We start from the raw sequence: 25,183 nt of genomic DNA on the forward strand, positions 1-25,183 counted from the left end.
CAATGACCAACCCCGAACGTGGACGGCGAAGGCGAGGGCGTGGCGCTGATGCCGCGCCTGCGACCAACCGCAAGGTCGACTACCGCCAGCTGAGGAATCCATTCCCGGTGATGGAGGTGTTTCCGGCGGATCAGATCGCTGACATGCACGAAACCGCGCTGCGTTTGTTGCAAGAGTTGGGCATCAAGGTGCTGCTGCCTGAGGCGCGGAGCATTTTTGCCAAAGCTGGCGCGCGCGTTGATGTCGATAGCGAAATGGTTTTTATTGGTCGCGACATGGTCGAGGCCGCCGTTGCCTCGGCCCCGAAATCCATCACCTGCCGAGCCGGTGCGTCGCACCGGGATTTCACGCTGGAACTGGGTAGCCTTGTGTTTCAACCGGGGGCAGGGGCCCCCAATGCCACCGATCTGGTGCGCGGGCGTCGCCCGGCGACGGGGCAGGATTATCTGGAGTTCCTGAAACTCACCCATCATTTCGACGTCTTTCAAATGATCTCGCCGCAGGTCGAACCGCAGGATGTCCCAACCCCTCTGCGGCACTATTTCACCACGCAGGCGCAGATGGAGCTGACAGACAAGTTCCCATTCTTCTTCTCGCGCGGGACACCGCAGGTGATGGATTGCTTTGAGATGCTGACGACCGCGCGGGGCCTGTCGGATGACGAATTTAGGACCCACCCGCACAGCTATACGATCATCAACACGAACAGCCCGCGCACGCTGGACATTCCGATGGCGCAGGGGCTGATCGACTTTGCTCGGCACGGGCAGATGTCAATCATCACGCCCTTCACGCTGATGGGGGCGATGGCACCGATCACGGTGGCGGGGGCCATCACCCTGTCCCATGCCGAGGCGTTGGCCGCACTGACCCTGACGCAATTGGCACGTCCCGGTGCGCCTGTGTGCTATGGCACTTTCACCAGCAATGTGGATATGAAATCCGGTGCTCCGGCCTTTGGAACGCCCTCGCATTTTCAGGCCTCACTGGCGGCCGGGCAGTTGGCGCGGCATCTGGGCCTGCCGTGGCGCTCGGCTGCGGGGTCGGCTTCAAACATCAATGATGTGCAGGCGGCAAATGAAAACCAGTTTGGCCTGTGGGGGTGCCTGATGGCCGGGGCGACGGTGATCATTCACTCGGCGGGATGGCTAGAGGGCGGATTGACCGTGTCCTTTGAAAAACTGGTCTGCGACGCCGAAGTGTTGAACATGGTGGCCGAGCTGTGCGCCGGGGTGCAGGCTGGCGAGGCTGAAATTGGGTTCGACACCGCGCTAAGCGAGGTTGAGCCCAGCGGACATTTCTTTGCATCCAGCCAGACGATGGACCGCTATAATACCGAATTCTATGAGCCGCATGTCCATGATTATGCCAATTTCGGCACCTGGACCGAGCGTGGATCGTTGGACGCAAACAGTCGTGCGACCGGTGTATGGAAGGAGATTTTGGCCAATTTTCAGCCACCTGAGCAAAACAGCGACCAGATTGGCGCGCTGAAGGACTTTATTGCCAAACGTACCGAAGAGGGCGGCGCGCCGCCGGAGAGTTAAATGAATACGAAACCCATCCTGCACCGGGACGACCCGGAAGCTGAACCGCTGATCGGCAATATCAAGGTCACGCGCGACGACTGGCTGAACGTGGCGTTGGATGTGCTAATCTCGGACGGGGTCGATCAGATCAAGGTGATGAATCTGGCGGAACGGATGGCCGTGTCTCGGTCGTCCTTCTATTGGTACTTCAAATCGCGCCAGGAACTGCTGGATGCTCTTCTGGCACGGTGGCAGGCCACCAATACTGCGGCATTGGTCGCGCAGGCCGAAGCTCCGGCAAAGACGATAACCGGTGCGGTGTGCAATGTGCATCGCTGTGTCGTCAATACCGACCTGTTTGACACCGCGCTGGATTTCGCGGTGCGCGACTGGGCGCGCAAATCGGGCAAGGTGCGGCGCGCGCTGGACCAGTCTGACGCCCGACGGTTGCTAGCGCTGCACGCCATGTTTGCCCGCTTTGGCTATTCCGAGGTCGAGGCGGAAACCCGTGCGCGCGTGCTGTATTACATGCAGATAGGATACGATCTGGCGCAGCTGAATGAACCGATGTCCACGCGGATATCAATGGTGCCGCATTATCTATATGTCTTCACCGGGGTCGAGCCGAGGCCAGAGGAAGTAGAAGAATTCAGCGCCTATTCGCGCCATCACTGGAAAAGAGAGCCATCATGAGTCAACCAGATGCAATCATCATCGGAACCGGCGTGATCGGGGCGGCCATCGCATTTGAAATGGCCAAGGCCGGGTGGAAAACCGTATCTCTGGACCGAAACGCTCAGGTTGGCCATGGCTCAACCGCCGGATCCTGCGCGATCATTCGGATGCATTATTCCACCTTTGACGGCACGGCATTCGCCTGGGAAGGCTATCATTATTGGCGCGACTGGGCCGAGTATCTTGGCCTGCCGCAAGGCGCCGATCTGGCCCAATTCCGCGAAACCGGCTGTCTGGTCATGAAGACCGAGGCGAACGGGCTGCTGGAAAAACACATGAAGAACAGCTCCGCGCTGAATTGCCCGTTCGAGGAATGGTCCCCCGAACAGGTCACCGACCGGCTGCCGGTCTATTCGCAGGACAGTTTTGCCCCCGCTCGTCGCATGGATGACCCCGAGTTTGGGCAGCCCAACGGACGCAAGATGCAAGGCGGCGTTTACTGGCCTCAAGCCGGGTATGTCACCGATCCGGCCCTATCCGCACAGAACCTGATGGATGCCGCCAAACAGCACGGGGCCGAAGTGCGGACCGGGGCCGAAGTGGTCGAGATTTTGACTGATGACGGGCGAGTTTCTGGTGTCAGGTTGGCATCGGGAGAAGACATTCATGCGAAAGTTGTGGTTAACGTAGCCGGGCCGGGTTCGGCCATCATCAACGGGATGGCAGATGTTCTGGATGACATGACCATTCAGACCCGCCCCTTGCGCCAAGAGGTCGTTCACGTCCCTGCGCCCGAGGGGTTTGACTTTGAAAATGACGGGACAATCGTGTCGGACAGCGATATCGCCTGCTATTGCCGGCCAGAGCATGGCAACCACATCCTGGTGGGCTCGGAAGACCCCGAATGCGACCCACATCAATGGTGCGAAGATGACGTAACCTATAATCGTGACTTTACCGACCAGTGGACGACGCAAGCGATGCGCTATGCCCAGAGAGTGCCCAGTCTTGGCATTCCTTCCAAGACCCGCGGTGTGGTGGACCTGTATGATGCGTCTACGGATTGGATTCCGATCTATGACAAATCCAGCCTTCCCGGTTTTTATATGGCCTGCGGATCCAGTGGAAATCAGTACAAGAACGCGCCGATTGCAGGCAAGATGATGACGGCGCTGATCGGGTATTGCGAAGACGGCGCGGATCATGACAGTGCGCCGCTACAATTTGAACTGCCCTATATTGGACGCACAATCGATGTCGGTTTCTATTCCCGCAAGCGCCCGATCAACAAAGAAAGCAGTTTTTCCGTTTTGGGCTAGCCGACGCGTCCTGATGCACTAGCATTCACGGGATCTAGTTGAGCCCGGACGCATAATGACCAAATCGAAGAACAAGGTTCTGATCCTCGGCAGCGCCCCCACCGCGCTGCGTGCGCGGGACTGGGCGCGTACGCCGTTCACGCATATCGTCGCTATCAACAATGCCTGGCGGGTCCGCGCAGACTGGGATTTTCTGATCCACCCCGAGGATTTCCCGACCAAGAACATGCCCACATCTGTCAGTGACATCCAGCGTATAGTCACTGCAAATGAATACGTTCCGATACAGAATGGTTTCGGTGGGTTTGTCTATGCCGGGGGAACGATGGCCTTTACCGCCGGATACTGGGCTTTGTCTGCATTACAGCCCTCGGTTCTGGCTTATTGCGGTTGCGATATGATCTATTCCGGACAGGGTCGGACGCATTTCTACGGCAACGGAGCCGCAGATCCGTTGCGATCCGATGTGACATTGCGACTGCTTGAGGCGAAGTCGGCGCGACTAGGATTGTTTGCTGCGGCGCAGGGCTGTCGCACAGTGCGATTGTTCGAAGGGCCAAGCCGACTGGTTTACCCCTCGGTCGACGGCGAAGATTTGTCTTCGGTCGAGATGCCTTCTACATCGGGGATGGCTGAGATCATACGGTCGGAGTCGGATCTTGGATATTTCGTGGAGTCTGGCCGGTACTGGGAAGTTGAGACCGAGTTCGACCCGCAGAAGATCGATGCCATAGACCAGCGGTGGCTATCGCTCTATCCATCGGCCACTCAACTCTGAATTGCTGTGGTAATTCTGGTTCAGGCCGCGAATGTCGCCCAGGCCCAGACCATTGCCACATAGGTCAGATTATGCATGCACTGATCCAGCCCGGCTGCCCGCCAAAAGGCTGCCTGGGTTGGCATAAGCTGTTTTTTGTCGGAATAGCTGGCTTTGGCAAAGTCGATGTTGAAATGAACGATCCACTCTAGCCCGGCAATGATTACGATAAACGGCAGCGGGGTGCCGAATACCAAGAAAACCAACACCGACCCAATAACATGCACAGCGGCATGTTGGGCGCGTCCCCAGTGAAAATATTCGCCTCGGCCGGACAGCATCTTAGGCGTCTGGAGGTAAAAATCTGCAAACATATGTTTGATCTGCAATAAGCAGAGCATCAATAACACAGTGCCTAGAGTGGCAGGCAAATGAATCCTCCCGATATCGTCCTGAAGCAAACAGTAGGGGCTAATGTGAGGTTGCGCAAATGAACTTGTTCACATTCGGCAAATATCTGTTCAATTCGGAAACTATTTGCGTCTGCAGGCTTGATTGCGGTAAATTCAGACTGTTGAATTTACGAGAATTTCGTAAAGACCGGGTCAGTGATCCGCAGCAGGGGCAGGTTCCATAGAACGCACGATTTTCCGTTTTATCTGGAAATATTCAAAGCGCGACCAGCTGATTTTGCTGGCCGTAACCACGTCTTTGTTTCCGCTGCTATACCTGACGCTGGAACTGCCCAAGCGCATCATCAATGACGCGATCGGGGCTGCGACCCCTGTTGTTGATGTGCTGGGCTACAGCCTGTCGCAAACGAATTTTCTGATCATATTATGCATTGGGTTTCTGCTCGCCGTTCTGGCGCATGGTTTGATGAAAATGCGCATCAACACCATGAAAGGCGTCCTGAGCGAACGGATGCTGCGCCGATTCCGGTATCAGATGATCAGCCGCGCCTTGAGATTTCCGCAACCCTATTTCGAACGGGTCAGCCAAGGCGAAATGGTGTCGATGATCACCGCTGAAAGCGAGCCGATGGGTGGGCTGATGGGCGATGCGATCAGCCAGCCGGTATTGCAGGCGGGACAGATGATCACGATACTGTCCTTCCTGTTCCTACAGAGCTTTTGGTTCGGGCTTGCTGCCGTTTCCCTGATCCCGTTACAGGCTTGGTTGATCCCAAAGCTGCAGCGCCAGATCAATCTGTTGAACAAAAGCCGCATCCAGGAAGTGCGCGTGCTGGCTGCACAGATTGGTGAAAACGCAGCAGGTGCGTCAACGCTGCGGGCAAATGGCGGCTGGCGGTATCGCCGGGCCATGATCTCGGATCAGCTGGGCCGGTTGTTTGAAATCCGCTTCGATATCTACCAGAAAAAGTTCTTTATGAAGTTCATCAACAACTTCATTTCGCAGCTTACCCCATTCCTGTTCTATCTGGTTGGCGGCATTCTGGTCTTGCAGGGCTCGGTCTCGTTGGGGGCGTTGGTTGCGGCTTTGGCGGCTTACAAGGACCTCAGTTCGCCTTGGAAAGAGTTGCTGACCTATTACAACCAGACACAGGATATGTCCCTGCGCTGGGATGTTGTGATCGAACGCTTTGCACCCTCTGGAATGCAGGACGAAAGCCTGTTCGAAGGCGAGCCCGACAAACATCCCAGGCTGGACGGGGATATTGTTCTGAAACATGCGTCTGTTCGTGACATGGACGGGAATCTGGTTCTGGACGACCTCGATCTGACATTCCCAGGCGGTAAAACCATCGGAATCGCTGCGCCCAGCGAAGAAGACCGGCGTGCGGTTTCGGAATTGCTGACCCGAGAGATCCTGCCCAGTTCCGGCAGGGTAACGGTCGGGCAGGAAGATTTGTCAAAGCTGCATCAGGGGGTCATTGCTGCGCGGATCGGTTTTGCCTCATCGCGACCGGTTATGTTTCAGGGAACTTTGGGCGACAATGTGATGATGCCGATGCGTCTTCGTCCTCTGTCGACAGAATCAGACGACCCCGGCTTTGCTGAAACAAGACGAGCGGGCAACAGTACCGACCCGTTTAGAGTTGATTGGCTGGACCCGTCGCTGGCTGGTTTGAACACCGTGGAAGACCTGCGCGACTGGTGGTTACAACTGATCGACGGTCTAGGTTCGGGCGCTGCCCTGTTTCAGCGCGGTGCTGAACAGACATTCGAAGCCAACGAGCACCCCGAGTTGGTCAGAAAACTGGTTGAACTACGGCCCAAAGTTCAGGAGGCGGTAGTCAAGGCTGGGCTGCAACAGCAGGCTCTGATCTTTGACCGCAATGCATATAATGCGGCCTTGCCGGTCGCGGAAAACCTGCTTTTCGCGACACCCTGCGTTCCGGTCACTCAGGAAATACTGACCCGTCAGGGCGTGTTTTTGGGGCAGCTGCGCGAGCTGGGCTTGGACGAAACCCTGGTCGGCCTGACGCGCGATGTCATTGATATGTTGCGCCAGATCTTTGGGTTGGACGGCACGGACCACCCGTTGTTCCGCAAGCTTGGCTTGCAGGCCGAAGTCTACGAAGCTGCCGTCGAACTGGTAGAGCGCACCCGAAACGAAGGTGTCAGCGGTCTGGATGATGGGCAACTGGCCAACCTTCTTGCGGTTCCGTTTGTCATCTCGGCAGAACAGATTGGCCCCGCGTTTACGGATGAATTGAAAAACCGCATACTTGAATTGCGGCAAAGCCACTCCGAAAAACTGCTGCAACATCTGAATGATGTCTTCGTGCCGCTGAAGGAAACCGAGTTTGCCCCCGGTCTGACCGTGATGGAGAACGCTTTGTTCGGTAAGGTCAGCCAGATCGGCGGCGCGCGATCAGATGAGGTCCGTAAGCTGATCGTTGATGTCCTTTCTGAAAACGGAGCCCGACCTTTGGTGGTCGAGCTGATTTACGATGTACCGGTCTCGCTGGGCGGGCAGAACCTGCCTGCGGTTTTCGCCGAACCTTTGGCCTTTACGCGGGCTACGATCAAGAAACCCGACATTCTGATCCTGGATAATGCTTTGGCAAGCTATGACATGGAAACTCAGATTGCGGTCTATAAAAACCTGCGCGCCCTGTTGCCAAATGCGACGGTGATTTATCTGAACGATCAGTACGAAAACCCTGACGTATTCGACATGTTCATAGAAATAAGGCAAGGTCGTGTGGTTTCAGACGAAGGACCCGCCGACGTGGAAGAAGATAGCGCAGCATCAGCCGATTTGGCGCGCAAGCTTCGTGCGCTGGAACAGACGCCGCTGTTTTCCGGTCTTGACCGCAGGCAGCTGCGCCTTCTGGCATTTGGTGCGCGCTGGTTCCAGGCTCAACCGGGAGAGGTGGTGTTCCTGAAAGACGACCAGCCCACCGATGGGGCCTATGTCGTTTTGGGAGGCGAGGCAGGCCTGTATTTGCCGCAACCAGAAGGTCCCGATCAACTGATCGCAACGGTTGGCTCCGGCGCATTGGTCGGAGAGTTGGGGTTGATCCGAAAGGAACCCCGCGCCCTGAGCATGATTGCGGAAACCGACCTGTCTTGTCTGCGTATCGGTGAGGAAGAATTCCTGGCCGTGGTCGAAAACGATGCCGCAACCGCTTTCAAGCTGATGCAGGTGATCGCCGGCTATGTTTCGAACTAGGGGTTGGCTTCAGGTTTGCAGAACAGGTCGTATAGCAGCTGGATGACTTTCGCTGTATTTCCGTCCTGCAGGGAATAGTAGATGGTTTTGCCATCGCGCCGTGTCGACACCAGCTGTTCTTCTCGTAGGCGTGCCAACATCTGACTGACTGCGGCCTGCCGGATTTGCAGCAGTTTTTCCAGCTCACCAACCGATTTCTCGCCATCACCCAGATGGCACAAAATCATCAGGCGGCCTTCATGCGCCAGCGTCTTAAGGTACGCGGCGGCACGTGCTGCACTTTCCTGCATGCCGGGCGGAGTTTCGTCCGAATTCAGTGTTTCGTGGTCTTGAACTGTCACGCGCGTATAGGTTCCAAACTTGGCTTTGGCGCAATATGACTCAGAATTTCAGTACTTGTCACCCCTTTGCAGCAGGGGCACCGCCCTGAAAGGCGTTGCCGTTGGCATAGTCGCAAGGTTCTTCCTGCATCTGAAGGTGCAACCCATCGCCGGTATAGGGGTGTGAGCGGGCCAGATCTTCGTCCACTTCGATCCCCAACCCTGGCGCATTCGGTGCCACGACAAAGCCATTTTCAACGCGCAGTGAACCTTTGATCAAAGCGTCGTGATACGGCGTATCAATGGTTTCCAGCAGCAGCAGATTTGGGATTGAGGCTGCCAGATGGATGTTGGCGGCCCATTCAACTGGACCAGCATAGAGATGCGGAGCCATTTGGGCGTTGAATATCTCGGCCATGGCTGCGACTTTCTTCATCTCCCATATCCCACCTGCACGCCCAAGGGCGGGTTGCAGGATTTCTGCTGCACCTGCGCGCAAAACTGCACCGAATTCGGCTTTGGTGGTCATGCGTTCCCCGGTTGCCACGGGTATTCGCACGTTGCGAGCGACGCGGGCCATGTCTTCGATCATGTCAGGTGGGGTAGGTTCTTCGAACCAAAGCGGTGAATAGGGTTCCAGCGCCTGACCCAGCCGGATTGCGCCTGCGGTGTTGAACTGACCGTGGGTGCCAAACAACAGGTCGGCCCTGTCGCCGACCGCTTCACGGATCGCTTTGCAAAAGGCAACTGACATCGAGATGTCGGACATAGCAGGCATATGCCCGCCACGGATCGTGTAGGGACCAGCGGGATCAAATTTTACTGCCGTGAAGCCGCGGCTCACCATTTCAGCTGCACATTCCGCGGCCTGGTCGGGCGAAGTCCAAAAGTCGGCCAGGTCATGCCGGGGCAGGGGGTAAAGGTAGGTGTAGGCCCGGATGCGTTGATTAACCAGCCCACCCAAAAGCGCATAAACCGGACGGTCGCGATCTTTACCCAGAATGTCCCAACACGCGATTTCTAGCCCTGAAAACGCACCCATTACGGTCAGGTCGGGGCGCTGGGTAAAACCGCTGGAATAGACGCGGCGGAACATAAGCTCGATGTTCTCGGGGTTCTCGCCGAGCATATGCCGTTCAAAGACATCCCGGATTACGTGACACATAGCTTCAGGTCCAATGGATGAAGCATAGCATTCGCCCCAACCGGTGACGCCTGTGTCGGTGGTAACCTTTACCAGTATCCAGTACCGGCCACCCCAACCCGGAGCAGGGGGGGCCGTGACAATGATATCGAGATCCTGCAGTTTCATAGGATATACTCCAGCCGGGGCTGCTTAGGCCCTGTCAAACATGATGACGTTTCGTTTGGCCGATCCGGTTTTGGTATCCGCAATCGCCTCGTTGATTTGCGACAAGGACCAGCGGCCCGAGATCAGTTCATCCAGCCTCAGCCGCCCCTGTTCATACAGGTCGATCATCCAGGGAATATCACGTTGGATCACCACATCCCCCATCTTTGACCCGATCAGCCCCTGACCAAGTGCGGCCAGGACAACAGGTTCATAGCTTGCCATGTCGCCGGAATGGGGCATCCCGATCATGATGGCCTTACCGCCTCGGCCAAGATAGCGAACGGCCAGGTCATAGGCCGGGATTGCACCGACTGTGATCAGCACGGCATCGGCCCCTCGACCGCCAAGTGCGCGGTAAGCTGCCTTCCATGGCGCGTCCAAAGTGGCCAGAACGCCGTGGGTTGCACCAAATTCCTTTGCAATGGCCAGTTTGTCCTCGGTCATGTCGACCGCAACGATACGCCGGGCACCCGCAATCCGTGCGCCTTGTATGGCGTTCAGGCCAACGCCTCCGGCCCCGATCACGACGACATCCTGACCCGGGCGCAGACCGGCGGCATTCACGGCAGCGCCCACACCGGTGATTACCCCGCAAGACAGCAGACTGGCCACATCCTTTGGCAGGGCCTCGGGAATTCTCACGATCTGCCGGTGGCTGACCACGACTTTTTCGGCAAAAGCCCCGCACGCCATTGCTTGCTCCAGCGGGCCCCCGTCAGCGGTGCGCAACGGACCTTTTACAGTGTCGTGGGGTGTTTCACATAAGGTTGGCTTGCCACCCGCGCAGGAGGGGCAGGAACCGCATGCACGGATCAGCGTCACCACGACGGAATCGCCAACCTCGAACCCTTCGGTCATGCCGCCCGTTGCGGTGATCACACCCGCGGCCTCATGGCCATAAACAGCGGGCAGGAATCCACCCCAGGCGCCGCTGGCGAAAGAAATGTCGGAATGGCAGATCGCAACCGCATCCAGGGTGACCTCGACTTCGCCGGCGGCGGGCGGGGCGATCAGCACGTCTTCTATGACCAGGGGTTTGTCGAATGCCCGACATACGGCCGCCTTGATGGATTGCATGATGTCCTCGTATTCGGTTTTAATCACGGTGGCGCGGTTCGGAATGACCTGCAAGGCCGAAACCGTCATCGTCATGTCGTTGTTATGCAGAAATGGGGCGAGATCTGTAAAAGAGGATAAGGCCGACAATCATAAGGCACATGGCCAGAAGAAACGGCGCGCCGGGAAAATAGATGGCGGAGCCGGGCTTTGCGAACCAGGCAAATACGCTGCTCATGACCAGAGGGGAAATCACCATGGAAAGCGCGTGCAGTGAAGTTAGCACGCCCTGAAGCTCTCCTTGTTGCGAATCTGGTGTTGCGCGCGAGGCCAGAGCCTGGATTGCCGGGGTTGCGACTGCGCCGATAGCCGTGATCGGGATCAGCATCAGCGCGATTATTCCATTAGTCAGAAAAGCCAGAAGCAGAAAGCTGACAATCTCGAACACCATCCCGAGAAGGATTGTTACGCGTTCGCCGAGAAAACGTGTGGCGGGGCGTATCAATCCGCCCTGAACCGCGGCCATTCCAATTCCATAAAGACCCAGCGACACACCAATCATCTGGGGTGACCATCCAAAACGCTCGGCGGTGAAATAGGCCCAAATGGCCGGATAGACGTAGATTGAGACTGAATAGAGGAAATAGACCCACAACATCGGACGGATTCCCGGCAGCGCCGCGATGGCACGCAATGAATTCACGGGGTTAGCGCGGCGCAGGCTGAACGGGCGCCGGTTCTTATCGGTCACCGTTTCAGGCATCACCATCAAACCGACGCCGAATGTTATGGCCGAAAGCGCTGCGGCAGCCCAGAAGGGCGCACGGGTTCCATATTCGCTCAGCAATCCGCCGATGACCGGACCCAGGACAAAGCCAACCCCGAATGCCGCCCCTAACAGACCGAAGTTCGCAGCTTTTTCGTGGGGTTTCGACACATCCGCCATGAACGCCGCGGCGGTGGAATGAGTTGCGGCTGTGATCCCGCCGACGATCCGACCGGCAAGTAATAGCCAAATACTGCCAGCAAGCGCCATGACCACATAGTCCAGCGACATAACAAACAGCGATACCAACAATACACCCCTGCGCCCGAAAGCGTCAGACAGGTTGCCCAGGATCGGTCCAAAGATAAATTGCATCGCTGCAAAAGCGGTGCTTAGGACGCCGCCCCAGATCGCCGCGCTGGCCAGCGTACCACCCTGAACATCAATAATGAGCTCGGGCATAATGGGCAGCACAAGGCCAATCCCCATTGCATCAATCATGACAGTGGCAAGAACAAACAGGAAAGGTAAGCGCATGGGAACCGACAAAGAAAGTTTCGGGCACCCTATCGGGGGTCAGGTTCAGAGGAAAGCCGCAAGATTTCGCAGATCAGTCAAGAGTATCAAAGCCCTGCGCGATGTCGTCCAATAGATCGGCCAGTTTTTCAGGGTGCGAAAAGAATGGCGAATGAGAGCTTTGGATGGAATGGCGCATTCCCTCGGGCATGCTGAGGCTCATGATGTGCTGGTATTCAGGCGGGATGGTATGGTCGTCGAGTGTTCGGATATATGCTTTGGGCATATCCTGAAAATGTGCTGTCAGGGTAAGCCGTGCCTCCTGAGGTGCAATGGCCTGCGGGCAAAGCCGAGCCAGCGCATAAAGCAGGACCTCTTCCGGGCAGTCGTGGTAAAACAAGGCCTTCACGCTATCGGGTTTGACCGTATAGGACAGCCCGTCAGTCGATTTTTCGACGGCATCAACTATTGTTTGCCGCGGTGATTTCCGGCGCATCTCGACCATCGACAATCCGTTCTCGGGGACGTAGGCGGACAGGAAAACAAGTCCGCGCATCGCATCCGGTCTCAATTCGGCGGCGGCACTAATGGGGTATCCCCCCCAAGAATGGCCGACGATGATCGTATCCGATCTGCTCGCAGCCAGAACGGCGTTCCGGCAACTGTCCAGGGTCACCTGGTCGATCGACGTCGGGTCAGATCCGTGGCTGGGCATATCAATTGCGCGGACCGAATGGCCGCGTGTTTCAAGTGCTGGGATCAAATCTCTCCAACACCAGGCACCATGGCATGAGCCATGGACCAACAGAAAATCCGCCAAAGCAATGCTCCTTCAGATATGACCGATGCCAGTCAAAAAGTCTTTTAGTAGGGCCGCGTATTCAATGGGTTGTTCGACGCAGGGCAGATGGCCCGCTTTGCGTATCAATTCGAAACGGGCACCGGGAATAAGATCAATGGTTTCTTTTACTAGATCCGGCGGGGTAGAGCCATCCTCACTGCCCGCAATGCCCAAAGTCGGCAAACGCAGGCCACTTGTTGGCGTGTAAAAATCGGTTCCGGAAATGGCGGCGCAACATCCCAGATAGCCTTCAACAGGTTGCCGCACCATCATGTTGCGCCATAGCAGGTGCTGGGGCGACGCGTGGAATGCCCGCGAGAACCAGCGCTCCATAGTTGCGTCGGCTAGCATTTCGATGCCGCCGATCCGGACGGCTTCCATACGGTCCGCCCAAATCGCCGGGGTGGCTATTTTGGCCGCTGTATTTGATAGAACCAGCCCGCGAATCAAATCCAGGCGTTTGACGGCCAGACCCTGCGCGATCATCCCGCCGATGGACAGACCGACAAAAACGCAATCTCGGACCTTTAGGTGATCCAGAAGGCCTTCGGCATCGCGGATCAGCGCCCCCATCGAATAGGGCGCCTGAGGCGCCGAGGACAGGCCATGCCCGCGTTTGTCGTATCGAATGACTCGCAGCCCATCAGGCAGGTATGGCAGCATCGCATCCCACAGGCGCAGATCGGTGCCCAGCGAGTTCGCGAATACGATCGGCGCGCCTTGTGGGGCGCCGTCGATCCGGTAATGAAGCTGTACATCCCCAAGGTCAGCTATCTGCATAAAAATCCTTTGTCTTTGCATGCTGAACTGACACGCTGCCGGAACCGACGGCGGTTGTCAGGTCAGGAACTCCATAGCTTTGGCAAAGACGTCCGGGTCCGCATTGCCACCCGATGCGACAATGATAACGGCGTCTCCTTGAATTTCGGACCTGCGAAACAACGCTGCGGCCAGGGAAACCGCACCGCCCGGTTCCAGCACGATCTTCAGGCGCAGAAAGGCCAAAGCCATGGCGCGCATCGCCTCTTCTTCGGTCACAGACAGGCCGGGACCGCACAGCCGTTGCAGGATCGGAAAGGTGATGTCGCCGGGTTGCGGGGTCAGAATGGCGTCGCAGATATTGCCAGATGTGGCCGCGTTGTTCTTTATTCGTCCCAGTGCCAACGAGCGTTTGACGTCGTCAAACCCTTCGGGCTCGCAGGGGCGAGCGCGCAGACCGGGTGCGTGCCCCTCGAGCGCAAGCGCAATACCCGAGGTCAGCCCCCCGCCGCCGCAACAGACCAGCACATCGGCCTGTTCCACACCCAGAGCAGCCGCCTGACGCGCGATTTCTAGCCCGGTTGTGCCTTGCCCGGCTATCACCAGCGGTTCATCATAGGGGCGGATCAGGGTCAAGCCACGCTTGGCCGCCACGGCCTCCCCGATTTCTTCGCGGCTTTCATTGGAGCGGTCATACAGAACCACCTCGGCCCCCAGAGCGCGCGTGTTGTCGATTTTGAGCTTTGGGGCATCCGAGGGCATGATGATAACAGCCGAAATACCATGCTGTGCGGCGGCATAAGCCACGCCCTGAGCATGATTGCCCGAGGAATAGGCGATCACACCTTTCTTTCGGTCTGCTTCACTGAGGCCCGAAATGGCCGACCACGCTCCGCGAAACTTGAAACTGCCGGTGTGCTGCAGGCATTCCGGTTTTACCAACACGCGGCGACCCGCGATTTCATCCAAAAACGGAGAGGTCAGAATTGGTGTTTCTCTGACGTGCCCTTGCAGACGCAGGGCTGCGGCTTCGATCATTTCAAGTGTGCTCATGCCGCGTCCAGTACTTTGCGAATAACGCCCAATGATTGAGGTTCGTCCAGAAACGGCACGTGTCCGCGATCGGGCACGGTAGCCGAGATCAACCCCGGATGCCGGTTCTGCATCTCGGCCAATGTCTGCGCGCTCAGAAGATCGGAATTTTCACCGCGAATGACACCCGTTGGGATGTCGTGCAGGGCCTCGAAGAATATCCACATATCCGGGATTGCCCCGGCTGCGGCCTGTTCCAGCAGCGCTGTGCGCAGGGCCGGATCATAGCGCAGGGTCAAACCCTCTGTCGTTTCCTGATTTTGAAATTCAGCCATCTGCCGCCATCTTTCCAGCGAAATCCCTGGAAACTGCGGGCCCATCATGTGCTGAAGCGCGTGCGCGGCCTCGTCATAGGTTTTCGAGACCGGTTGTTTGCCGACGTATTCCATTATTTTGGCGATGCCCGATGGGTTAAAGACCGGACCAACATCATTGAGCACAACAGCCGCCAGCCGCTTTGGGTGGGTGGTGGCCAAGGTCATCGCGATCAGGCCTCCACGTGAGGTCCCAATCACGGTCACCTGATCCAGGTCAAGATGATCCAGCAGATCGATCACGTCTTGAGATTCGCGTAACAGGCTATAGTTCCCGTGATCCGAGTCATGCTCGGATTGCCCGCGCCCGCGATAATCCATCGCGATCATCCGCCAATCGGTCATGTGCGGGGCAAGAAATGAGAAATCCCGGCTGTTTCGGGTAAGGCCAGCCAAACACAGGACCGGCCTGCCGCTGCCGGTGTCTTCGAAATAGAGGCGTTTGCCGTCGTTGGTCGAAAAAAAGGGCATCAGAATCCTGCAAGTTCCGGAATGGATGTCAGGTCGGACAGTACATGCGTTGGCTGCCATGGCAACCGATCCATTGGTTCGTTCGCACGGTTGACCCAGGCAGTGACGAAACCATAGCCACTGGCCCCCGCCGCGTCCCAGCCATTTGAGCTGACGAACAAGACTTCGTCGCGCTCGCAGCCGAACCTCTGTGCGACCAGATCATAAACCTTGGCATGCGGTTTGAAGACGCCGACGCTTTCGACCGACAGAACATCATCGAGAACGCCGCTTATCCCTGCGGATTGAACCGCACCATCCAGCATCGGCGGTGATCCGTTCGACAAGATCGCAGTCTGCATCCCGCCGGCCTTAAGGGTGGCCAGCATTTCGGGAACCTCGGGATATGCCTGCAATTCCCAGTAGAGATCAAGCAGGCGCTGGCGTAGGGCCGGGTGCTGGTCCAGCCCCGTTGCCTCTAGTGCCCAATCCAGACCGTCTTGGGTGACGTCCCAGAAATCTGCATGTGCATCGGTCACCGCACGCAGCCAGGTGTATTGCAACTGTTTCAGGCGCCAGTGATTGGCCAGATCCGGCCATTTCTGCTGTAACGCCTCAAAGCCGGGTTCTGATGCAGCTTGCCTTGCGGCTGCGGCCACATCGAACAACGTGCCGTATGCATCAAAAATGCAGGTTGTGATCGGCATCAATTCCCCTCCGTTCATTCGGTGCAGGTTTGCAAAAGTGCTAAGGGTTTACAATGTTGCTTCATTGCCTAGGTTTGACCGCTCAATTTTTTATCGGCCGGAGGCCAAAATGACAGCGATAAAACAGGGCGACACAGTTCGCATCCACTATACCGGTACGTTGCAGGACGGGAATGTCTTTGACAGTTCACAAGGGCGCGATCCACTGGAATTCGAGGTGGGGTCCGGGCAGATTATTCCCGGATTGGACAGTGCAATGCCTGGTCTGGTGGCCGGGGACAAAAAACGTGTCGAGATCGCCTGCGTTGATGCTTATGGGCCGATCAATCCCGAAATGCGTCAGAGCATACCACGCGAAGGTATTCCGGACGACATCCCGCTTGAACCCGGCACCCAGTTGCAGATGCAAACGCCCGAAGGGCACGCATTGCCGGTAACTGTTGTCGAGGCTGACGAGGTGACCGTCACGCTGGACGCGAACCATCCTCTGGCCGGAAGGGACCTGATTTTCGAAATCGAAGTGGTTTCGGTGAATTGAGTTTCGTGATCTTGATCAGCCTGAAAACAGGCTGGTCCATGATGCAAAGATCTCGCGTACATGCGGCTGAGTGAAGAATACAAACAGCATCAGCAGCATTGTTAGGGTCATCAAGGCGACGCGGCCTCTAAACCCCAGAAAACCCGGTTTTCGGCGGGAAACCCGCTTGCTGCTGGCGATGATTTGCTCTGCTTTGTTCATGCAACTATCCCTGCCTGCGAAAGATGGTCAAATCTTGGCACTGACAGGGAAAGAAATGGTCACATATGGTCCGGTTGAGGCATTCCCAGAACGTGGAAGCCACCATCAACACGAATAACTTCGCCCGAGGTGCAAGCCCCCGCATCCGAAGCCAGATAAACCGCGGTGCCGCCGACAGCCTCAAGCGTGGCATTGCTGCGCATCGGAGCGTTCTGGTCGCAGAACTTGAAGGTCTTGCGGGCCCCGCCGATGGCCGCCCCGGCCAGTGTTTTCATCGGACCCGGAGAGATTGCGTTCACCCGGATTCCGTCAGGTCCAAGATCGTTGGCCAGATAACGGGTCGCTGATTCCAGCGCAGCTTTGGCCACACCCATTACGTTGTAGTTGGGCACAACCCGGTTAGACCCCTGATAGGTCAGCGTCAGGATCGTGCCGCCGTTTTCTTTCATCATCGGATAGGCGCGGCGGGCCACTTCGATCAGCGAATAGGCCGAAATATCCATCGAATTCTTGAAATTCGCCCGGCTGGTGTCCAGGAACCGGCCGGTTAGTTCGGACTTATCGGAATAGGCGATGGCGTGGACCACAAAATCAATGGTCGGCCAGCGCTGGGCCAACTCGTCAAAGGCACGATCCAGCGACTCGTCATCAGTGACGTCCGCATCGACCATGAAATCGCTGCCAAGGCTCTGCGCCAGCGGTTCCAGCCGCTTTCCGAATGCCTCGCCCTGATAGGTGAATGCCAATTCGGCGCCCGCTTCGTGCATGGCCTTTGCGATGCCCCATGCGATCGAACGGTCATTCGCCACGCCCATAACGAGGCCGCGTTTGCCTTTCATTAGATCTGACATTCCATTCACCCGTTATACTTTGAAAGAACCATGGACCCGTTCGTCCCACCAAAGCCGAAGCTGTTGGTCATGACGCTGTCCAAACCTGCATTTTCAACTAGCTGAGTTGCAATTTCTCCGGGCTGGATGCCCTCGGCAAGCGTGTCGACGTTGATCGACGGCGTTATAAAATCATGTTCCAGCATCAAAAGGCAGAAAATAGCCTCCAGCGCGCCAGCCGCACCTTGTGCGTGACCTGTCATCGACTTGGTCGAGGAAATCGGCGGCACGCTTCCCTCGCCAAAAATACGGCGCACAGCTTCGACTTCGCCGACATCTCCGACCGGGGTCGAGGTGCCATGGGCATTGATGTAGTCGACCTTGCGGCCTTCGGGCAGGGTGTCCAGCGCCAGACGCATGGCGCGTTCGCCACCTTCGCCAGAGGGGGCTACCATGTCGTGACCGTCGGAGGTTGCTGCAAAACCCGTCACTTCAGCATAGATTTTGGCGCCGCGTGCCAATGCGTGTTCCAGATCTTCCAGCACGACAATACCGCCTCCGCCGGATATCACGAACCCGTCGCGGTCTTGGTCGAATGCACGAGAAGCTTTTTCGGGCGTATCGTTGTATTTCGACGACATGGCACCCATTGCATCGAACAGACAGGACAAGGTCCAGTCCAGCTCTTCCCCGCCGCCCGCGAACATTATATCTTGTTTGCCCATCATGATCTGCTCTGCGGCATTGCCGATGCAATGCAACGAGGTCGAACAGGCCGAAGTGATCGAGTAATTGATGCCCTTGATCTTGAAGGCGGTCGCAAGGTTGGCCGAAATGGTTGAGCACATGCATTTAGGAACTGCAAACGGGCCGATCCGCTTGGTCGCGCCGTTTTTCAGAACGGTCTGATGCGCAGTCAGCATGGCGCTGGTCGACGGTCCGCCCGATCCGGCGACAAGGCCGGTACGTGGGTTGGCAACCTGGTCTTCGGTCAATCCTGAATCGGCAATCGCCTGGCTCATCGCGATATGCGCATAGGCCGCTCCGGGACCCATAAAGCGCAGGGTGCGCTTGTCCACATGTTCGCTAACGTCGATTTTGAGCGACCCGGCGATCTGGCTGCGAAAGCCATGTTCGACCATCTGGTCATTGGCCACGATGCCGGACTTGCCGGCCTTGAGTGAGGTCAGAACCTCTTCGGCATTGTTCCCGATGGAAGAGACAACTCCCAAGCCGGTGACAACTACTCGACGCATGTGCGTGCTCCTTATTTGGGGCCGGTCAGGCTCAGGCTTCGGACAGAACTACTTTCATGTCCTTGACATCGTAAATCATCTCACCGTCGGCTTCGACGATACCATCTGCGACACCCATAGTCAGGCGGCGGGTCTGGATCGCTTTCTTGAAGTCGATTTTATAGGTCAGCATCTTGCGGTCCGGGCGTACCATACCTGTCAGCTTGACCTCGCCCACTCCAACGGCCATGCCGCGCCCTTGCCAGCCGCGCCAGCCCAGGTTGAATCCGGTCAGCTGCCACAAACCGTCCAGGCCCAAGCAGCCGGGCATGATCGGGTTGCCGGGGAAATGGCAATCAAAGAACCAAAGGTCGGGCGTAATGTCGAATTCAGCGAGAATATGACCTTTGCCATGGGCGCCACCATCGGCCGAAATCTCGGTGATCCGATCCATCATCAACATCGGCGGGGCGGGCAACTGTGCGTTCCCGGGGCCGAATAGTTCGCCGCGGGCGCATTTCAGCAGATCGTCCTTGTCAAAGCTGCTTGGGAATTGGGCCATTCTGCGCCTCTCCTGCCAGGGGTCTTTCCATCTAATTTGGTCTCGTCTAGCACCCGTATGCAAGGTCCTGCAAGAGCAGTGGCCTACATCATGTTGTGTTTACATTATTCTCTGCGAATGAAATTCATTTGAAATTACCTGACTACAGCACTTATATATACCTCAGCAACAAATTGGTATTGGACTGATGACAGCAGATTGCCAGAGCATAGCCACAGGTTGGTTGGTTCACGCCGGATTGCGTCCGACGCGTCAGCGCGTAGCTTTGGCAGAGCTGCTGGTCGGTGATGGCCGCCATCGCCACGTCACCGCCGAAAGCCTGTTTGAATCGGCCAAACAGAACGGAGATGCTGTTTCTCTGGCGACGGTTTACAACACGTTGCGCGCCTTTTGCGATGCCGGGGTTCTGCAAGAAATTACCGTTGACGGATCGAAAAGCTATTTCGACACCAACACGCATGATCATCCGCATTTCTATTGGGAAGATGAGGGCCGGCTCAGCGATGCTCCGTCCGAACAGCTGGTCATCCAGCGACTGCCCGACGCGCCTGAAGGGGTTGAGATCGCGTCAGTCGACGTTGTGATCCGTCTGCGTAAAAAGTAAACTTACGTCATTAGTCCGGTCAGGATGTGCTGTGCCTTTTCGCTATGCGGATCCAAAGGGCCTGTTCCATGCCGTGCCACAACAACGGGTTCTGCTGCGATTTCATCTGACACAGGTATGCTGACCAACGGCATCCCGTCATAGCTGGTCTTGGCAGGAATGTTGGCATAGCTGATGGCAACGCCTTCGCCATGCGCCGCGAGGCTGCGTTGGATCTCGGGCGACGCGGCCCGATGTGCGACATTGGGGTTCTGCCCAAGTTGACGGAAGAGACTCAGGAAATGCTGCGCAGATAGTCCCTCGTTCGATAGGATCAGGGGGTAGGCCACTACATCCTGCAATGATACCTGCGCCCGATTGGCCAAGGGGTGGCCTTTTGTCATAACCGCGATTGGTCGATTGGTGAACAAGGTGGTCGTGGAAAAGGCCGCATCCAGTGTCAGGCCATAAGTCAAGGCAAGGTCGATCTCACCATTGACGAGGCCGGAAATCAGGCCCTGAAATTCGTCTACGCGATATGTGATATCAACTTCGGGCATGTTCTGTCGCAGGCTATGCAAAGCCTTTGCCAGCAGGAAAGGCGCGAGGTCGTCGAAACAGCCCAGACGCAGGCGCGTGGTTGCGGTCCCGTCTGTTCCAGAATTTTCCAAACGTGCGGCACGTGTCAGCAGGGCCTCGGCGTTTTCAATAAAGCTACGTCCCTGCGGTGTCAGCGCCATAGCCGCTCCGCGCTTTCGGATAAACAGCGGATAGCCCAACTGGTCTTCGACCCGGGTTAGCGCATTCGACAGGGCTGGCTGCGAAACATTTAGATGCAACGCTGCAGCAGACAGGCTGCCATGCCGTCCGATGGCGCAGACATATTCATATTGGCGTAGGGTAACGTATAACATAAGGTTAACTATACATTTCAAAGATATTATTTGAATAGATGAAAGTTTCATGAGCAAATTCAGGTTAAATTCGAACGGAGGCACAGATGGCTCACCCCCTGGTTACGCAAGAGATGATTGACACATACCAACAGGACGGCGTGGTTCTGATCAAAGGTTTGTTTGCCGACTACGTGGATACGCTGCGTGACGGCATCGCGGCCAATATGGCTGAACCCGGACCATATGCGTCGGACAACCAAAAACAGGGCGAAACCGGTCTGTTCTTTGATGATTACTGCAACTGGTCGCGTATCGAACAGTTCCAGAACGTGATCCACAATTCACCGGCAGCCGAGGTCGCAGCGGATCTGATGCAGTCGCAAACCGTACAAATGTTCCATGACCATGTTCTGGTGAAAGAACCAGGCACGTCGATGGCAACGCCGTGGCACCAGGATGGGCCATACTATTTCGTCGAGGGCAGTCAGACGATCAGTTTCTGGTCGCCATTGGACCCGGTGACACAGGCCACCCTTCGTTGTGTGGCAGGTTCACATAGATGGGAGAAAGAGGTTCTGCCCACGCGTTGGGTCTCGGAAGAAGGGTTTTTCGCGGATGAAGGCCAGTACATCCCCATTCCCGACCCCGATGCCGAAGGTATGAGGGTGGTTGAATTCGAAATGGAACCCGGTGACGCGGTTGCCTTCAACTACCGTACGCTGCATGGCGCGCGTGGAAACCAGTCTGACAGCCGCCGCCGTGCTTTTTCCTTGCGGTTGGTTGGGGAGGATGCGCGATATGTGGAACGTCCGGGGCGCACTTCGCCTCCGTTTCCGGGCCACGACATGCAGCCCGGGCAGCGTTTGCGGGAAGATTGGTTCCCGGTTCTGCTGCGACGCTGAGCTGCCTAGAACCACTGCCCCGATTCGATGAGCCCCAGTTCCAACAGCTGCTGGGATGACCACTGGAACCGAGCCGAGTTGCGCCAGCGGAAACTGGGGATGTCGAAGGTCGACCCCGCGTTGCTTTTAAGCGCCTTGGCTGCGCGGAAGGAGCAGATCGCCGCCGTCAGATTGTGGTGCCAGGGGCAGGAATAGGTGTTGTACTCGGGCTCATTGAACGTGTGGTCGGGCAGTAACAACAGATCATTTCGCGATTTGAACAACCCGATTCTGTCGATGCGGCGGCGTTCATAGGGGATGTGATCTTCGAACCGCCAGCGCAATCCGCCGGATATGTCCAGCTGTCTTTCCAGCGGGTGTCCTTCAGCGTTGTGTCGGGCATGTGCGTAATACCCGGTGCTGTCCAGCATGGCTTGGTCAGGGGCAACCCCGTTTGGAAAGGCGCCCAAGTCATCAGCATACAGGTCGATCACATGGGTTAGCATGGCGTTTCGGCGTTCTTCGGTGTGAAAGGCCAGCAACTCGCCAATCGTGCGCGTTTCGCAGAAGGGGAAGAACAGGTATTCAGCGTTATAGCAGTAATACATCCAAAGGTCAGGAGCGGCCTGGATGACCTGATTAACCGTGTCAAAGACGACGGTTCTTGGTGCGCAGGTCAGTGTCACTCTGTGGATACGCTCGGTCAGTTCAGGATCCAGCGTAAAGGCTTCGGGCATGAACACGATCAGTGACTTGAAGCCAAGGTTCAGATGGTGCCGGATGGTACCGTCGATCTCGACATCGTCTTCGGCGAAGATCATCGCAACCGGACCTTTGGCCAACGCGGCCTTGCCGGATTGAAGGAAAGAAGTGAGACTGTCGTACTGCATTGCCTGTCCGGCCCCGTCCATCTGGAGTTTTCGGCCAAAATCGGGTAATCGCGCTGGCATTGCAAGCGGCGTTCGTTGGGTATAGATGACGCCGATCCCGCGAACGCAAAGGCCCAACCCCATGTCAGAACCCAAAAAGCTGTACATCAAGACCTATGGTTGCCAGATGAACGTCTATGACAGCGAGCGTATGGCCGAGACCCTGGGGGGGCAGGGCTATGTCGAAACCCAGAGCCCGGATGACGCGGATATGATTCTGCTGAACACCTGTCACATCCGGGAAAAAGCAGCCGAAAAGGTCTATTCCGAGCTGGGGCGTTTCAAAGGGTTGAAAGCCGAAAAACCCGATCTCAAGATCGGGGTCGCAGGCTGCGTCGCGCAGGCCGAGGGCGAAGAAATCATGCGCCGCCAGCCCCTGGTCGATCTGGTGGTTGGCCCGCAAAGCTATCACCGTCTGCCTGAGATGGAAGCCAAGACGCGCGAAGGCGCCAAGGCACTGGACACGGATTTCCCCGAAGAGGACAAGTTCGAAAAGCTCAAGAATCGTCCCAAAGCCAAACGTGGCCCCACCGCTTTTCTGACCGTTCAGGAAGGCTGCGATAAATTCTGTGCCTTCTGTGTCGTGCCCTATACCCGAGGCGCCGAAGTCAGCCGTCCGGTGGACCGTATCGTCCGCGAGGCACAGGATTTGGTCGAACGTGGCGTGCGTGAGATCACTCTGCTGGGTCAGAACGTCAACGCCTATCACGGTGCTGGACCGAACGGCGACATGACGCTGGCGGGACTGATCTGGGAGTTGAACAAGGTCGACGGGCTAGAGCGCATCCGCTTTACCACGTCGCACCCGAATGACATGGCCGACGACCTGATCGAGGCGCACGGCACCTGCGAAAAACTGATGCCCTATCTTCATTTACCGGTCCAGTCGGGTTCGGATCGCATTCTGAAGCGGATGAACCGCAGTCACACAGCCGAAAGCTATTTGCGTCTGATCGAGCGTATCCGCGCTGCGCGTCCGGATATTGTCATGTCTGGTGATTTCATCGTTGGGTTCCCTGAAGAAACCGACGAAGATTTTCAGGCCACCATGGATTTGGTCGAGCAAGTCAAATACGGCTATGCCTATTCGTTCAAGTATTCGACGCGCCCGGGAACGCCCGCAGCCGAGCGGTCTCAGGTTGATCCTGGGGTGGCGGATGACCGCCTACAGCGGCTGCAGGGATTGATCACGCGTCATCAGCGCGAAATTCAGGATGCCATGGTTGGACGCAAAGTCCGCGTTCTGTTCGAAAAAACCGGCCGGTTGCCGGGACAGATGGTGGGAAAATCTGAATATCTTCATTCGGTTCACGTCTCTGATGCGGATGTGGAAATCGGCGCGTTGCGGGACGTTTTGATCATCGGATCAGGTGCGAATTCTCTGGCGGGGCAGTTGCTCTGACCCGTCCTTTATCTGTGATGCGGATACCATCGCTGGTATTTGTTTCCAAGATTTACCCTTGATTTATCACTTGGAATTATGTTCCGAGAAAAGTCAGGTTTTTTCGGGGCCTAGGCTAACGCCTCCTGAAACGGCATATCAGTGCTGATCCTGGTGTCGGATCGGGATGACGGAGGGTGCGAGTGAAAAATTTGAGATTTAGTGCAGGGTCTAATATCAGGGTTGCCCTTCCCGCAATGGCCGCGTTGTTTCTGGTACTCAATTCCGCTGCCGCAGGGAATCTGGATCCGGATTTATCTGAACCGCCGGTAATATCGTCAGCACGTTATGGCAGCGATGTTAGCGCCTTCTATCTGGGCTTGACAGCCGGCTATTCGACCAGCGGCTCGGACCGCTTTGGCCTGACGACGCCTACAGATACGTTTGCTGTCGGCGAATTGGACCTCACCGGCAGTTACGGTGGTATTCGGGGCGGTTGGCGCGGTCTTCTGCCCGCAAAAGGCGGGCGTGACTACGTCTATGGGGTCGAGTTGGGCTATGATTTCGGATCTCTGGACGATGAAGTGTCGACGCAGATCGGAACCTCGGTCGTCAATGGCGGTTCAGAGATTTCGGATGTCATCTCAATTCGCTTTCGGAACGGTCTGACAAACCCAAGTGGCAGAGTGTTATACTTTATTTCCGTTGGTTACGTGCATGGCGATATAACCACGACCAGTTCGATTACATCCGGGGCAACAACCCAGTCCTTTCAGGATAAAGACAGTCGAAAAGGGTTCTCGGCCAGCATTGGCGCCGAGCACAAACTGAATGAGAACTGGTCGATCACTGGGGAATATGAATACGTCCGGTTCGATTCTGAAACCGTCGAATTTGACAACGGGTTTACGACCAAATCGACGCCCCGTTACCGTGGTTTGCGGTTTGGCCTGAACTATCAGTTCTAGGTTTGCCTGTATGGAACGTTCGCGGTGCCTCCAACTTGATCGGCGGTTTTACCATTCTGTACGGAAAATTTGAATCTCTGGC

At 56.6% G+C, this 25,183-nt stretch carries 26 protein-coding genes; 10 read left to right on the forward strand and 16 right to left on the reverse strand.

The annotated features are described in order from the left end of the window. Nucleotides 1–2 precede the first annotated feature (2 nt). From AC2FH2_RS17005 to AC2FH2_RS17020, 4 genes are read left to right on the forward strand one after another with little or no spacing between them, the layout of a single operon-like run. Nucleotides 3–1,547, forward strand: coding sequence for a trimethylamine methyltransferase family protein (locus AC2FH2_RS17005; RefSeq protein WP_496824515.1), 1,545 nt, complete (start codon nt 3–5; stop codon nt 1,545–1,547). Then, complete coding sequence (locus AC2FH2_RS17010; RefSeq protein WP_496824516.1) at nt 1,548–2,222, forward strand: TetR/AcrR family transcriptional regulator; 675 nt, start codon at nt 1,548–1,550, stop codon at nt 2,220–2,222. After that, entirely contained in the window at nt 2,219–3,523 is a 1,305-nt protein-coding gene (locus AC2FH2_RS17015) for an NAD(P)/FAD-dependent oxidoreductase (protein ID WP_282027601.1), read from the forward strand. Before AC2FH2_RS17010 ends, AC2FH2_RS17015 begins: the two co-directional genes overlap by 4 nt. Nucleotides 3,524–3,578: 55 nt before the next feature. Continuing rightward, nucleotides 3,579–4,301 carry a hypothetical protein gene (locus tag AC2FH2_RS17020; RefSeq protein ID WP_496824519.1) on the forward strand — a complete coding sequence of 241 codons (723 nt, stop codon included), beginning with the start codon at nt 3,579–3,581 and terminating at the stop codon, nt 4,299–4,301. A gap of 20 nt (nt 4,302–4,321) precedes the next feature. Here the strand turns inward: AC2FH2_RS17020 and AC2FH2_RS17025 are convergent, their stop codons facing one another. Beyond that, nucleotides 4,322–4,711 (reverse strand): DUF3307 domain-containing protein, encoded by a 390-nt coding sequence (locus AC2FH2_RS17025; RefSeq protein WP_416383939.1) that lies wholly within the window; start codon nt 4,709–4,711, stop codon nt 4,322–4,324. A 214-nt stretch (nt 4,712–4,925) separates the two neighbouring features. Here AC2FH2_RS17025 and AC2FH2_RS17030 point away from each other — a divergent pair, with 214 nt between their 5' ends. Beyond that, complete coding sequence (locus AC2FH2_RS17030) at nt 4,926–7,922, forward strand: ABC transporter transmembrane domain-containing protein (RefSeq protein WP_496824557.1); 2,997 nt, start codon at nt 4,926–4,928, stop codon at nt 7,920–7,922. Here AC2FH2_RS17030 and AC2FH2_RS17035 read toward each other — a convergent pair. The 9 genes from AC2FH2_RS17035 to AC2FH2_RS17075 form a co-directional block, all read right to left on the reverse strand. Continuing rightward, a complete protein-coding gene (locus AC2FH2_RS17035) occupies nt 7,919–8,212 on the reverse strand; it encodes an ArsR/SmtB family transcription factor (RefSeq protein WP_142639497.1) in 294 nt (97 codons plus the stop codon). The two genes, AC2FH2_RS17030 and AC2FH2_RS17035, sit on opposite strands and share 4 nt — an antisense overlap. 109 nt (nt 8,213–8,321) lie before the next feature. Further along, nucleotides 8,322–9,554, reverse strand: a complete 1,233-nt coding sequence (locus AC2FH2_RS17040; RefSeq protein ID WP_496703535.1) for a mandelate racemase/muconate lactonizing enzyme family protein — start codon at nt 9,552–9,554, stop codon at nt 8,322–8,324. 24 nt (nt 9,555–9,578) lie between these two features. Continuing rightward, nucleotides 9,579–10,673 (reverse strand): zinc-binding dehydrogenase, encoded by a 1,095-nt coding sequence (locus AC2FH2_RS17045; RefSeq protein ID WP_496824560.1) that lies wholly within the window; start codon nt 10,671–10,673, stop codon nt 9,579–9,581. Nucleotides 10,674–10,755: 82 nt separating this feature from the next. Continuing rightward, on the reverse strand, nt 10,756–11,955 hold the full coding sequence (locus AC2FH2_RS17050; RefSeq protein WP_142639399.1) for a TCR/Tet family MFS transporter: 1,200 nt from the start codon (nt 11,953–11,955) through the stop codon (nt 10,756–10,758). Nucleotides 11,956–12,028: 73 nt separating this feature from the next. Then, on the reverse strand, nt 12,029–12,754 hold the full coding sequence (locus AC2FH2_RS17055; RefSeq protein ID WP_496824521.1) for an alpha/beta fold hydrolase: 726 nt from the start codon (nt 12,752–12,754) through the stop codon (nt 12,029–12,031). 12 nt (nt 12,755–12,766) lie between these two features. Next, a complete protein-coding gene (gene pcaD / locus AC2FH2_RS17060; RefSeq protein WP_281973454.1) occupies nt 12,767–13,555 on the reverse strand; it encodes a 3-oxoadipate enol-lactonase in 789 nt (262 codons plus the stop codon). Between the two features lie 57 nt (nt 13,556–13,612). Continuing rightward, nucleotides 13,613–14,587, reverse strand: a complete 975-nt coding sequence (locus AC2FH2_RS17065; RefSeq protein ID WP_496824523.1) for a threonine ammonia-lyase — start codon at nt 14,585–14,587, stop codon at nt 13,613–13,615. Then, entirely contained in the window at nt 14,584–15,411 is an 828-nt protein-coding gene (locus AC2FH2_RS17070; protein ID WP_496824525.1) for an alpha/beta fold hydrolase, read from the reverse strand. The genes AC2FH2_RS17065 and AC2FH2_RS17070 overlap by 4 nt, the downstream gene beginning before the upstream one ends. Continuing rightward, nucleotides 15,411–16,097 (reverse strand): haloacid dehalogenase type II, encoded by a 687-nt coding sequence (locus AC2FH2_RS17075; RefSeq protein WP_496690367.1) that lies wholly within the window; start codon nt 16,095–16,097, stop codon nt 15,411–15,413. The genes AC2FH2_RS17070 and AC2FH2_RS17075 overlap by 1 nt, the downstream gene beginning before the upstream one ends. A 109-nt stretch (nt 16,098–16,206) precedes the next feature. Here AC2FH2_RS17075 and AC2FH2_RS17080 point away from each other — a divergent pair, with 109 nt between their 5' ends. After that, entirely contained in the window at nt 16,207–16,635 is a 429-nt protein-coding gene (locus AC2FH2_RS17080) for an FKBP-type peptidyl-prolyl cis-trans isomerase (RefSeq protein ID WP_142639411.1), read from the forward strand. Between the two features lie 15 nt (nt 16,636–16,650). Here AC2FH2_RS17080 and AC2FH2_RS17085 read toward each other — a convergent pair whose 3' ends face one another. Genes AC2FH2_RS17085 through fabA form a run of 4 tightly spaced genes read right to left on the reverse strand, consistent with a single transcriptional unit; the run spans nt 16,651 to nt 19,463 of the window. Continuing rightward, nucleotides 16,651–16,836 carry a hypothetical protein gene (locus AC2FH2_RS17085; RefSeq protein ID WP_142639413.1) on the reverse strand — a complete coding sequence of 62 codons (186 nt, stop codon included), beginning with the start codon at nt 16,834–16,836 and terminating at the stop codon, nt 16,651–16,653. A gap of 59 nt (nt 16,837–16,895) precedes the next feature. Then, the gene (locus AC2FH2_RS17090; protein WP_271951566.1) at nt 16,896–17,687 is read right to left on the reverse strand and encodes an enoyl-ACP reductase FabI; all 792 of its coding nucleotides are present in this window, start codon (nt 17,685–17,687) and stop codon (nt 16,896–16,898) included. A 5-nt stretch (nt 17,688–17,692) separates the two neighbouring features. Then, a complete protein-coding gene (gene fabB, locus AC2FH2_RS17095) occupies nt 17,693–18,922 on the reverse strand; it encodes a beta-ketoacyl-ACP synthase I (protein WP_281973459.1) in 1,230 nt (409 codons plus the stop codon). 31 nt (nt 18,923–18,953) lie between these two features. Then, a complete protein-coding gene (gene fabA / locus AC2FH2_RS17100; protein ID WP_142639419.1) occupies nt 18,954–19,463 on the reverse strand; it encodes a bifunctional 3-hydroxydecanoyl-ACP dehydratase/trans-2-decenoyl-ACP isomerase in 510 nt (169 codons plus the stop codon). A gap of 187 nt (nt 19,464–19,650) precedes the next feature. Between fabA and irrA the strand changes: the two genes are divergently transcribed. Continuing rightward, nucleotides 19,651–20,067: an iron response transcriptional regulator IrrA gene (irrA, locus tag AC2FH2_RS17105; RefSeq protein WP_142639421.1), complete on the forward strand. Its 417-nt coding sequence runs from the start codon at nt 19,651–19,653 to the stop codon at nt 20,065–20,067. A gap of 2 nt (nt 20,068–20,069) precedes the next feature. Here the strand turns inward: irrA and AC2FH2_RS17110 are convergent, their stop codons facing one another. Then, complete coding sequence (locus AC2FH2_RS17110) at nt 20,070–20,960, reverse strand: LysR family transcriptional regulator (protein WP_281995897.1); 891 nt, start codon at nt 20,958–20,960, stop codon at nt 20,070–20,072. Nucleotides 20,961–21,046: 86 nt separating this feature from the next. Here AC2FH2_RS17110 and AC2FH2_RS17115 point away from each other — a divergent pair, with 86 nt between their 5' ends. Further along, nucleotides 21,047–21,844: a phytanoyl-CoA dioxygenase family protein gene (locus AC2FH2_RS17115; RefSeq protein WP_271951572.1), complete on the forward strand. Its 798-nt coding sequence runs from the start codon at nt 21,047–21,049 to the stop codon at nt 21,842–21,844. Between the two features lie 5 nt (nt 21,845–21,849). On the opposite strand, the gene AC2FH2_RS17120 is transcribed toward AC2FH2_RS17115, so the two are convergent. Then, nucleotides 21,850–22,713: a glycosyltransferase family protein gene (locus AC2FH2_RS17120; RefSeq protein WP_271951621.1), complete on the reverse strand. Its 864-nt coding sequence runs from the start codon at nt 22,711–22,713 to the stop codon at nt 21,850–21,852. Between the two features lie 121 nt (nt 22,714–22,834). On the opposite strand from AC2FH2_RS17120, the gene miaB reads away from it, so the two are divergent. Both miaB and AC2FH2_RS17130 read left to right on the forward strand, forming a co-directional pair. After that, a complete protein-coding gene (gene miaB, locus AC2FH2_RS17125) occupies nt 22,835–24,154 on the forward strand; it encodes a tRNA (N6-isopentenyl adenosine(37)-C2)-methylthiotransferase MiaB (protein WP_496690366.1) in 1,320 nt (439 codons plus the stop codon). Nucleotides 24,155–24,390: 236 nt separating this feature from the next. Further along, entirely contained in the window at nt 24,391–25,101 is a 711-nt protein-coding gene (locus AC2FH2_RS17130) for an outer membrane protein (protein WP_281973462.1), read from the forward strand. Nucleotides 25,102–25,183: the final 82 nt, after the last annotated feature.

Source organism: Ruegeria sp. YTSA105 (assembly GCF_059610225.1).